Genomic DNA, 10274 nt, shown 5'->3' on the forward strand with positions numbered 1-10274 from the left:
AACGGTCCGTGATATCGTCCCTCCCCGCGCCAGGTCAGTCGACGATGGCGATGCCGTCGATCTCGACGAGCATCTCCTCGCGGGGGAGACCGGTGAAGACGGTGGTGCGCGACGGGAGGACTCCGCTGAGGGTGTTCGCGGTCACGAAGGCGCCGTAGGCATCGTTCATGATCGGGAAGTCCTCGCGCTTGGTGAGGTACACGCGCAGCATCACGACGTCGTCGAACGTCGCGCCCGATGCCTCGACGATCGCCTTGACGTTCTCGAGGGTGCGAGTGGTCTGCGCGGCCACGTCGCCGGGGAAGAGGTACTCGTTCGTCTGCGGGTCGACCGGGCCCTGGCCGGACACCTGGACGAACGGGCCCTTGCGGATCCCCTGCGAGAAGGTGTGCGCGGGAGCGGGGGCGGCATCGGTGGAAACTCGGATCTTCGCGGTCATGCCGTCCAGCCTAGTAGCCTTGTTAGATGCCTCTACAAATTCCGGATCCCGTTCTCGGCGCCTGGACGAAGGGCTTCCCGGCGCATGCTGCGGGACTCCGACTCTCGGAGGTCGCGGGCGCCGATCTGCGCCTCTCCGACCTGGTCACTCCGGTGCTCACGGTGCACGAGGACGCGCTCGTGCACAACGAGAGGACCGTCTTCGCGTGGGCGCGCGAGCAGGGTGTGCTGCTCGCGCCGCACGGCAAGACCACGATGGCGCCGGCCCTCTGGCAGCGGCTCCTCGAAGCGGGCGCGTGGGGCATCTCGGTCGCGACGCCGTGGCAGGCTGAGGTCGCCGTCGACGCCGGTGTCGCGACGGTGCTGATCGCCAATGCTGTGACGGATGCCGCGGCGGTGCGCCGCCTGAGCGCACTGCTCGCCGCCGATGACGGGCTGCGGGTGCTGTGCTGGGCGGACTCTCTCGCCGGCGTCTCGATCCTGGCGGACGGGATGCGCGGTGCTGAGCGGCCGCTCGACGTGCTCGTCGAGCTCGGCGGCGCGCAGGGCCGCACCGGCGCCCGCAGCGTGGAGGAGGGCGAGCGGATCGCGCAGGCGATCTCGGAGGCTCCCGGGCTGCGACTCGCCGGTGTCGCCGGGTACGAAGGTCCGTTCGGGCCGGATCGCAGCGACGCTTCCGTCGCGGCCGTCGACGCGTATCTCCGGACGATCGTCGAGCTGCACACGCGCCTGGTGTACCCCGCGGACATCCGCCCTGTGCTCAGCGCGGGCGGCAGCTCGTTCCCCGATCGGGCTGCCGCGGTACTCGCGCCCCAGGGCGCGGAGGCCGACGTCGTCCTGCGGTCGGGCGCCTTCCAGATCCACGACGACGGCTTCTACTCCCGCATGTCGCCGTTCGGTCCGTCGGTCGGAACCGCGCCACTTCGTTCGGCCATGCATGCCTGGTCGCGTGTCGTCTCGCAGCCGGAACAGGGCCTCGCCCTGTTGGACGCGGGCCGTCGAGACGTGCCGTTCGATCTCGATCTGCCGGTCCCGCAGTCGGTCGACGGTGAGATCACGGCGCTCAACGATCAGCACGCGTTCCTGCGGCTCGCGGACGGCGCTTCGGCGGGGGTCGGCGACGTGGTGCGTCTGGGCCTCTCGCACCCGTGCACGGCGTTCGACAAGTGGCGGGTGGTCGCCGTGATCGACGATCCCGACGCGGATGACCCGCGCGTGATCGGGGCGGTCGCGACATGCTTCTGAGTGCGGAGAAGGCGGCGGCCGGCCTGGTGCGGGTCTACCGCGGAGCGACGGTCGTCGACGGGACGGGGGCGGCGCGCTACGTGGCCGACGTCGCCGTCGAGGGTGCCCGGGTGGCCGCGGTGCTGACGAAGGAAGCCACCGAGGGCCTCGAGCTTCCGGATGGGGCGACGGAGATCGATGCGGCCGGCCTGGTGCTGGCCCCGGGATTCATCGACATGCACGCGCACAGCGACCTCGCCGTGCTGAGCGGCGCTGCCCACGAGGCGAAGATCCGGCAGGGGGTCACCACCGAAGTGCTCGGTCAGGACGGCCTTGGCTACGCCCCGTCGGACGACCGCGCGGCCGCCGTCATCCCCGGCCAGATCGCCGGATGGAACGGGATGCCGGCCGAGGTGCCGTGGCGGACCGTGGACGACCTGCTCGCCGCGATCGACGCCGCGACCGTGGCGAACGCGGCGGTCCTCGTGCCGCAGGGGAACCTGAGGATGATCGTCGTCGGGCACGAGAACCGTCCGGCCACAGCCGCCGAGATCGCTGCCATGGCCGATCTGCTCGGCGCGGCGTTGGATTCCGGTGCGTTCGGGATGTCGAGCGGCCTCACCTATACGCCGGGGATGTATGCCGACACGGCGGAGCTCGAGGCGCTGTGCCGCGTGGTCGCGGAACGGGGTGGTTACTGGGCGCCGCACACGCGCAGCTACGGCGGGGGAGCGCTCGACGCCTACCGGGAGGCGCTCGATATCGGCCGTCGCACCGGGTGTCCCGTCCACCTCACCCACGCCACAATGAACTTCACCCCGAACCGGGGGCGGGCAGCGGAGCTTCTCACCCTGATCGACCAGGCCATCGCGGATGGCGTCGACGTGACCCTGGACACCTATCCCTATCTGCCGGGAGCCACCACGCTCGCCGCACTGCTGCCGAGCAGGCTCGCCGCGACGGGCGACCTGTTGCGTGCCGTCGCCGAGCTCGACGCGGCCGGTCGGGAGGCGGTCCGCGTGGAGCTCGAGGAGGTCGGCTGTGACGGCTTCCACGGCGAGAGAGCCGACTGGACGCAGATCCAGATCTCCGGCACGGCCCATCCTGACCTGGTCGACCTGGTCGGTCGGACGGTCGCCGAGATCGCCGAGACCACGGGGCGTCGAGCCGTCGACGTCGTGCTCGACACGATCATCGCCGATGCCGGGGCCACCGGCATCCTGATGCACATCGGCGATGAGGAGAACGTCCGCGCGATCATGCGCCACCCGCAGCACACCGGCGGAAGCGACGGCATCCTGATCGGTGCGCGGCCGCACCCCCGTGGCCGGGGCACGTTCCCGCGCTATCTCGGACACTACGTGCGCGAGCTCGGCATCCTCACGCTGGAGGAGGCGGTGCAGCACCTGGCGGGTACACCGGCCAGACGGCTGGGCCTCGACCGCGACGATGCTCCGCGCGGTGTGATCCGCTCCGGCGCGACCGCCGACCTGGTGCTCTTCGATCCCGAGACCATCGCCGCCGGCGCGACCTTCGACGAGCCGTTCACCCCACCGCTCGGCATCGTCGAGGTGCTGGTCGGCGGAGTGCCCGTGGTCTCCGACGGCGAGCCCACCGGTGCCACGCCGGGGCGGGCGCTGCGGATGCCGCCGGTGGCCCATCGAGCCACGGTGCCGCGCATCGACGCACGCATCGACCCGCTGGCAACAGGTTTCGCTTGGTCGGACGAGACACCCGTGCTCGCCACCGCGGAGCTCGCCACCGTTGCGGGCCGGCTGGGTGGAGTCGGTCGCGACGACGGACGGCCGGGCATCCGCCTCGTGGTCGATGAGACGCTCGGCGCCGATGCCGCAGCGGCGGGTCGCATCGCACCGGAGGCGTTCCGTGTGAGCGTGAGCGCCTCGGGCATCGAGGTCCGGGGTGCGAGTCCTGCCGGCGTGTACCGGGGTGCCACGGTGCTGCGGCAGCTCCGTGACCCGGACGGAGCGACGACGTCGATTCCGGCCGGAGTCTGGGAGGGAGCGCCCGCCTATGCGTGGCGAGGCACGATGCTCGACGTCGCACGTCACTTCCGGACCGTGGAGGAGGTCCGTCGTCTCATCGACCAGCTCGCGGATCACCATCTCAACGTCCTGCACCTGCATCTCTCGGATGACCAGGGCTGGCGGTTCGAGGTGCCGGGCTTCCCCCGCCTCACCGAGATCGGTGCCCGTCGAGCAGCGACGCAGCGCGGCCACGGTCCGCTCGCGACCGTCGAGCCCGGCGTCCATGAGGGCTTCTACACGACCGCCGAGTTGCGTGATCTCGTGAGGTACGCCGCCGAACGCTTCGTCACGCTCGTCCCGGAGGTCGAACTCCCCGGTCACGTGCAGGCCGCGCTCGCCGCCTATCCCGAGCTCGGGAACACCGACGTCGGCGACCCGGTCGAGTCGCCGTGGGAGCGGTTCGGCGTGAACCCGCGCACGCTCGCGCCCACCGAGGCCTCGCTCGCCTTCGGGCGCGCGGCCATCGACGCGCTGTGCGACGTGTTCGACTCGGAGTGGATCGGCATCGGCGGTGACGAGGTTCCGGTGACCGAGTGGGCGCAGAGCGCCGCGGCCGCCACGCGTATGCAGGAGCTCGGACTCGCCACCGCGCACGACGTGCAGCCGTGGTTCACGACCCATTTCGTCGCTCACGTACGCGCCAGAGGTCGTACGGCGCTGGCGTGGGACGAGGTGCTCGAGGGCGACGTGCCCGACGGCGTCCGGATTCTCGCATGGCGTGGCCCGGTCGCGATGCGCGCGGCTCTCTCGCGGGGCATCGAGGTCGTGGCCTGCCCCGACCTCGAGGCGTACCTCGACTACCCGCAGTCGGAGTCCGCGGAGGAGCCCATCAGGGTCGGCCCGCCACTGACGATCGAGCGGGCGTACACCCTGCGCGTCGAGGACGGAGCCGTCGGCGGTCAGGCCAACGTCTGGAGCGAGCATCTGCCCACCCGTGATCGGGTCGACTTCGCGATGTTCCCTCGTCTGTCGGCGATCGCCGAGCGGCTCTGGGAGGGTGGTGACCCGGCACCGTTTGCGGACTTCGGTCGACGTCTGCCGACGCAGCTGCGCCGTCTCCGCGCGGCGGGGGTGCGGTATCGTCCACTGGACGGACCTGCACCCGATCAGCGTCGCCCCGGAGTGCCCGGCAAACCACTCACGGTCGAGGCACGCGAGCGCATCGTCGCCGGTCTGGTGACGCGGCTTCTCGAGCGTTCGGAGGACACCTCCGCCGAGCTTCGAAAGTAATGTAACGTTTCGGTAACCCTCCTCGCGCGACCGCGGGGAGAGGTTGCACAAATTTTGTTCGTAAGGTCTACTAACAAACATGTCCGTTTCGGATGAACAGCGTCCCGCGCCGCCGGTAGAGTACCTCGGCGCGAACACGCATGCCTTCGGCCCGGGGCGCCACCTGCGCTCGCGCGCGAAAGTGCTTCCCGAGCATGCACGCGGCCACAACCGTGCACTCGTGCTGCAGACGCTGTATCACGCCGGTGCGATGAGCCGTGCGGATCTCTCGCGAGAGACCGGGCTGACCCGAGTCACGATCTCCGACCTGGTCGCCGAATTCATCGCCGACGGCATCGTCATCGAGATGGGCGTCCGCGAGGCCGTAGGTCCGGGCAAGCCGCCCATCCTGATCGACATCGACCGCGTCGGCCACCAGATCCTCGGCCTCGATCTCTCGGGTCCCAGCGCTTTCACCGGCGCGGTGCTGAGCCTCGACGGCGACGTGCTCGAACGGCGTGAGGTGCCGCGGCCGGACTCGCCCGACGGCGAAGCGGCGTACGCGGCCCTGCACGAGCTCGCCAAGACCCTGGTCGCCGCTTCCACGCAGCCGCTGCTCGGCGTCGGCATCGGAACTCCCGGTGTCGTGCGGCCCGATGGGCTCGTCCTCAGCTCGCCGAACCTCGGCTGGACGAACTTCCCGCTCGAGGCGAAGCTCGGCATCGACCTGGATCTGCCCGTCCTCGCCAGGAACGACGCCAACGCGGCGGTGCTCGCCGAATACACGTTCGGCGATGCGAAGGCCGACTTCATGCTGATCAAGATCGGCAAGGGCGTCGGTGCCGGGCTCATCACCGGCAGCCAGCCGCTGCTGGGCAGCCGCTTCGCGGCGGGGGAGATCGGGCACGTCGTCGTCGGCACCGACGGCGGTCCCCGATGCGCCTGCGGCAAGGACGGCTGTCTCGAAGCGTGGCTGAGCGTCAGCCGCCTGCGTGCGGCGCTGGAGTCCGAACCCGACGCTCGCGACGAGATCCTGCGCGACGCCGGAACGCGGATGGCGATCGCCGTCGCTCCGATCGTCGCTGCGCTCGATCTCTCCGAGGTCGTGCTCTCCGGCCCCGCAGATCTGCTCGACGGCATCCTGATCGATGCCGCGATCGAGACGCTGCACGCCCGCACGCTCGAGGGCGTGTTCGAGGACGTGGTCGTGCGCCGGACCCACCAGGAGGACATCGTCCTGCGCGGCGCCGCCGTCATGGTGCTCTCCGGCCAGTTGGGCGTGTCGTGACGCTCCCCTTCGCCACCGCGGAGACCGCGGGGAGCAGCATCCGATGAGCGATGCGCGTGCTGCCGACCCCGCCGGTCGGCGGATTCGAGTGGGCCTGGACGTCGGCGGTACCAAGATCGACGCCGTGGCCGTCGACTCTTCCGGGGAGATCATCGGCCGACTCCGCCGGGTCACCGGCTGGGGAGACGATGCCGTCGTCGAGAGCATCGTGACGGCCGTCAGCGGGCTCGCCGATGACGTCGGATTGTCGCTGTCGGACATCGGCTCCGTCGGAATCGGCATCCCCGGGCTGGTCGACGCCGACGCCGGCCGCGTCGATCATGCGGTCAACCTCGGCGTGGAATCCCTCGATCTCGCCGACCGTGCCGAACAGGCGCTCGGCATGCCGTTCCGTGTGGAGAACGATGTGAAGGCGGCCGCACTCGGTGCGGCGGCCCTGAGCGGGGTCACCGGGTCGATGGCATATCTCAACCTCGGCACCGGCGTCGCCGCCGGCATCGTGATCGACGGCCGCATCTGGCGCGGGGCCCGTGGCACGGCCGGGGAAGTGGGGCACCTCTCGGTCGATCCGAAGGGACGCCTGTGCGGATGCGGTCAGCACGGCTGCGTCGAGACGTTCTGCGGCGGCGGAGCGCTCGCCAAGGCCTGGGGTCGCCCGGGCGCGCTGCCGATCAGAGACATCTTCGACGCCGCGGACACCGGCGATCCGCTCGCTCTCGCGCTCCGAGAGGACCTGTTCCACGGCGCTGCCGCCGCCGTTCGTGTGCTCGTGCTCTCGGCCGACGTCGAGACCGTCGTCATCGGAGGAGGGCTCACGGCTCTCGGCGACCGCCTGGAGGCCGGCGTGCGTGCGGCGCTGCATGCCGGCGCCGACGCGTCGCCGTTCATGCGGTCCCTCCGCCTGGATGAGAGAATCGAACTGCTTCCGGCCGGGTCTCCCGCTGCCGCTTTCGGCGCCGCACTGGTCGGCGCATCCATCACCGAGAAGGAGATCGTCCCGCATGGCTGAGGTCGTCATCGTCGAGAATGCCGAGGCCGCAGGCGCCTTGGTCGCCACCGAGATCGTCGAGCTGATCGAACGCCGGGCGGATGCGGTGCTGGGGCTGGCGACCGGATCCACTCCGCTTCCCGTGTACCAGGCGCTGCGCACGCAGCTCGCGGGTCGCGACGTCTCGCAGGTGCGCGGCTTCGCGCTCGACGAGTACGTCGGCATCGACCCGTCGCACCCGGAGAGCTACCGCTCCGTGATCACGCGCGAGGTCGTCGAACCACTCGGTCTCGACCCGCAGCGCATCCACGTTCCCAACGGCGCTCTCGCGACGATCCAGCACGCCGGCGACGACTACGAGGCCGCCATCGATGCGGCCGGTGGGGTCGACCTGCAGATCCTCGGGATCGGTACCGACGGACACATCGGCTTCAACGAGCCGGGGTCGTCCTTCGCGTCGCGCACCCGGGTGAAGACGCTCACGGAGCAGACCCGCGAGGACAACGCGCGCTTCTTCGACTCCATCGACGACGTGCCGATGCACTGCATCACGCAGGGGCTCGGCACCATCCTGAAGGCGCGGCACCTGGTGCTGCTCGCTTTCGGCGAAGGCAAGGCCGAGGCCGTGGCCGGCGCCGTCGAGGGACCGCTCACCGCGCTCCTTCCGGGCTCCGCCATCCAGCTGCACCCGCATGCGACGATCGTCGTCGATGAGGCTGCGGCATCGCGTCTCGCTCTTGCCGACTACTACCGCTACACATTCGCGAACAAGCCGGCCTGGCAGGGCATCTGACGCCTGTCCGTCGCGTTCAGCCCGCCAGCGCGGGCCAGGCGATCGGCAGCAGGTGCTCGACGCTCAGGGGCGCCAGGGGGAGTGTCGCGACGTCTGCCGGCGTGATCCATCGCAGTTCGGCGAGCTCCGCCTGGACCGTGACGGCTCCGGGGTCGACGGATGTCGCGAAGGCCGCAGCGACGACACGGTGCCCCGGTTCGTTCGCGGCCGCGGAGATGAAGGTCCCGAGCGGGTGAAGCTCACTCTCGTCGAGTGTGAGCCCCAGCTCTTCCTGGAGCTCGCGGATCAGAGTCTGCACCGCGGATTCGCCCAGCTCGGGCTTGCCTCCCGGCTGCATGAACCGCGTGGTGCCCTGCTTGCGGACGACCAGCACCCGGCCTTCGGTATCGACGATCACGGCCGCGCTCACATGGATGTCAGGCATCGGGGCTGAACACCTTTCCCGGGTTGAGGATGCCGAGGGGATCGAACACCGCGGCGATCTGCCGTTGCAGCTGCCACTGGTCGTCACCGAGCTCTTCGGAGAGCCAGCGGCGCTTCAGCACGCCGATGCCGTGCTCTCCGGTCAGGGTCCCGCCGAGGCGGATCGCCGCGCGGAACAGCTCGTCTGCCGCGACCCACACCTCGGGCGGCACGTCCGGACCTTCGAAGAGGAAGTTGGGGTGCAGATTGCCGTCGCCGGCGTGCGCCACCGTCGGGATGGTGAGCGCGTGCTCGCGTTCGATGCGCGCGATCTCGTCGAACATGGCGGGCATCGCGCTGCGCGGCACGGAGACGTCCTCGATGAGCGTCGTGCCCAGCGATGCCATCGCCGCGTGCATCGATCGGCGGATCGCGAGCAGCTGTTCGCCCTCCGCGCGATCGTGCGAGACCACAGTGACCCCGCCGTGGGAACGGAGGATCTCCGCGATGGCGTCGGCCTCGGCACGGGCGGCGGGTCCGTCGGTCTGGATGGTGAGCTGGGCCGCCCCCGGCGTCGGGGCGACGAGACCGAGGAGCGCGTGCACGGCGGTGAGGCTCGCGGCATCCATCAGCTCCATGATCGCCGGTTGCACCCCGGCGGCGGTGACAGCGGCAGAAGCGGAGGCTGCGGCGCGCACGCCGGGGAAGGTGGCGACGACCGTGCACGTCTCTCCGGGCACGAGCCTGCGCAGCTTGAGGGTCGCTCCCACCACGACACCCAGCGTGCCTTCGGAGCCGATGACCAGCGCGGTGAGGTCGAGGCCGGTGACGCCCTTGACGCTCCGGTGGCCGAGGTGCAGAAGCCGTCCGTCCGCGAGCACGAGGTCGACGCCCAGCACGGCATCGCGGACGACGCCGTATTTTGCGCAGAGCAGTCCGCCGGCACCGGTGGCGATGTTGCCGCCCACCGTGGAGATGTCGCGACTGGCCGGGTCGGGCGCCCACCATAGCCCCTGTCGCGCGAGCTCGGTGTTGAGGTCGGCGTTCAGGATGCCGGGTTCGACGACCGCGAGCAGATCGTCCGGTCGCACCTCGCGGATCGCGGTCATCCGGCGGAGCGACAACACGATCTCGCCACTGCCGGCGTTGGCGGCACCGGCGAGTCCGGTGCCGGCGCCGCGGATGACGACAGGGGTGCGCGTGTGCGACGCGATGCGCATGGTCTGCTGGACGTGCTCGACCCGTTCCGCGTGGACGACGGCGATCGGGCGTCCGGCGGCGGCATGACCGGAGCGGTCTGCTCTGGCCTGCTCGAGAGCAGTCTCGTCGGTGTCGACGAGCGCGCCGAGCGTCTCCTTCAGCCGTGCCAGGACGCTCACGGCCGCGCGCTCACCACGAGAGGCTCACGACAGTGCGCGCCGACCACTGAGAACGCCCGCGACGACGGCCACCAGGGCGAACGCGGTGCCGATCAGCGCCTGGCCCATCGACCACCAGGCGATCGTGACGCCGACGTAGATCAGCAGCTCGACGGCGGCGCGGAGGAACGGGTGCACGCGCAGTACCGGGCGCGGAGACAGGAAGAGCGCCCAGACGAGGATCACGAGCACCGGCGCACCGATACCGAGGATGACGTTCCAGGGGAGGTCCCAGCTGGCGAAGCCCCACAGGGCGAGAGAGGCGACCGCAGCGACCAGGACGACGGTGCGGACGACGTCGAGAGCGGAGATGGTCGGGCGCTCGACGCCGGGGACGGGTGCGGGATCCGAGGACATGCATCCAGTCTATTCGGCGGCCGGAGCGTCCTCAGCCGGTGCGACGGCGGCGGTGTCGGTGGCGGGCGCGTCGGCGGCGGGTGCGGAGTCGACCGGCTCCTCGGGAGCAGGT

General features: G+C 70.6%; 9 protein-coding genes. 5 read left to right on the forward strand and 4 right to left on the reverse strand.

Annotated features, from left to right (window positions below):
- Window positions 1–34 precede the first annotated feature (34 nt).
- Window positions 35–439: a RidA family protein gene (locus GZ67_RS0114535; RefSeq protein ID WP_029262315.1), complete on the reverse strand. Its 405-nt coding sequence runs from the start codon at window positions 437–439 to the stop codon at window positions 35–37.
- 26 nt (window positions 440–465) lie between these two features.
- On the opposite strand from GZ67_RS0114535, the gene GZ67_RS0114540 reads away from it, so the two are divergent.
- From GZ67_RS0114540 to nagB, 5 genes are all read left to right on the forward strand, one after another.
- Window positions 466–1683 (forward strand): alanine racemase, encoded by a 1218-nt coding sequence (locus tag GZ67_RS0114540; RefSeq protein ID WP_081860014.1) that lies wholly within the window; start codon window positions 466–468, stop codon window positions 1681–1683.
- Window positions 1674–4937 carry a family 20 glycosylhydrolase gene (locus GZ67_RS0114545; protein WP_029262317.1) on the forward strand — a complete coding sequence of 1088 codons (3264 nt, stop codon included), beginning with the start codon at window positions 1674–1676 and terminating at the stop codon, window positions 4935–4937. The genes GZ67_RS0114540 and GZ67_RS0114545 overlap by 10 nt, the downstream gene beginning before the upstream one ends.
- 79 nt (window positions 4938–5016) lie before the next feature.
- Window positions 5017–6204 (forward strand): ROK family transcriptional regulator, encoded by a 1188-nt coding sequence (locus tag GZ67_RS0114550; RefSeq protein WP_029262318.1) that lies wholly within the window; start codon window positions 5017–5019, stop codon window positions 6202–6204.
- Window positions 6205–6247: 43 nt separating this feature from the next.
- On the forward strand, window positions 6248–7213 hold the full coding sequence (locus tag GZ67_RS0114555; protein WP_197021050.1) for an ROK family protein: 966 nt from the start codon (window positions 6248–6250) through the stop codon (window positions 7211–7213).
- Window positions 7206–7985, forward strand: a complete 780-nt coding sequence (nagB, locus tag GZ67_RS0114560) for a glucosamine-6-phosphate deaminase (RefSeq protein WP_029262320.1) — start codon at window positions 7206–7208, stop codon at window positions 7983–7985. The genes GZ67_RS0114555 and nagB overlap by 8 nt, the downstream gene beginning before the upstream one ends.
- A 16-nt stretch (window positions 7986–8001) precedes the next feature.
- On the opposite strand, the gene GZ67_RS0114565 is transcribed toward nagB, so the two are convergent.
- The 3 genes from GZ67_RS0114565 to GZ67_RS0114575 are packed head-to-tail and all read right to left on the reverse strand — an operon-like array spanning window position 8002 to window position 10162.
- A complete protein-coding gene (locus tag GZ67_RS0114565; RefSeq protein WP_029262321.1) occupies window positions 8002–8409 on the reverse strand; it encodes an NUDIX hydrolase in 408 nt (135 codons plus the stop codon).
- Complete coding sequence (locus GZ67_RS0114570) at window positions 8402–9766, reverse strand: FAD-binding oxidoreductase (protein ID WP_051662553.1); 1365 nt, start codon at window positions 9764–9766, stop codon at window positions 8402–8404. The genes GZ67_RS0114565 and GZ67_RS0114570 overlap by 8 nt, the downstream gene beginning before the upstream one ends.
- A 24-nt stretch (window positions 9767–9790) precedes the next feature.
- A complete protein-coding gene (locus tag GZ67_RS0114575; protein ID WP_029262323.1) occupies window positions 9791–10162 on the reverse strand; it encodes a YrdB family protein in 372 nt (123 codons plus the stop codon).
- Window positions 10163–10274: the final 112 nt, after the last annotated feature.

The sequence above is a fragment of the Microbacterium sp. Cr-K20 genome, from assembly GCF_000708325.1.
In the GTDB taxonomy this organism is placed as follows: domain Bacteria; phylum Actinomycetota; class Actinomycetes; order Actinomycetales; family Microbacteriaceae; genus Microbacterium.